The 852-nt window shown below is 51.4% G+C and carries 1 pseudogene; it reads right to left on the bottom strand.

The annotated features are described in order from the left end of the window. Positions 1–852: pseudogene (locus RB622_RS30170) on the bottom strand (gliding motility-associated C-terminal domain-containing protein); the annotation flags it as partial.

Genomic DNA, 852 nt, shown 5'->3' with positions numbered 1-852 from the left:
CAATGGCCTGGTCGCAATCCTTCCCGCCCGCCGACTGTGGATAAGTCCAGGACAGGTTGTTGGTAAATGATTTTTGTCCGCAGAAAGAATCGGCCTGCAGGCTGTCGCAGTTCAGCACATCAATGGCCAGTACGGGCACACAGGGTTTGGTGGTATCGGCGGCGGAGATACAAATGATCTGGGAAAAGTTATAAAGCGGATCGGCCTTGATCTGAGAGTTATTGTAGGAACCTACGGTTTCCACCTTGTAACAGAACACCGAATCCTTGGCGATGACCACGTTCACGGTGCCATCCTGCGCATATTTATCCGTCCCGTCATCGGTGAAGGTAAAGGTCTGTGGCCCCTGTACGGATACTTCCGCGATCCTGTTGAATGTTCCCGGTTTGGCTTTGTCTTCCCTGTAAATGCGGTGGGTCCTGCCATCATTGCTCCAGGGGACATTGGCCGTCCAGTTGAGCCTGATGGTGGTGGGGCTGGCGGGTCCCTGCGACAACCTTACACTGCTGGCAGGTTCTGTTTCATCGAGTTTAACGAGTTTTCCTCCCTCGGTATAATAATATTCGATTTTGTACCGGTAGGCATTGGCCACGGTATTGAGGTCTTTATCGACGAAAATGGTATCGGGTGTACCTGCTGCCAGATTGGTGTTGATGGTGGCGATGTTGGTATAGGTCGTTCCGTTTAAACCAGTGGCGCGGAATAACTTATACTGAGCGGGGATGGAAGCACCTTCCGGAAGTGCCGGTTTGATCCATTTTACGGTAATTTCCCCTTTTGTTTCGCTGGTTGCATCGACGGTAACGTTGGTGATCACGGGCATCTGCAAAGGTACTTCAATACAAACCTGCT

Origin of the sequence: Dyadobacter sp. LHD-138, from assembly GCF_030929615.1 — a bacterium.
Lineage (GTDB): Bacteria > Bacteroidota > Bacteroidia > Cytophagales > Spirosomataceae > Dyadobacter.
The sequence above is the reverse complement of the archived record's forward strand: the minus strand, read 5'-3'. Positions and strand labels throughout refer to the sequence as shown.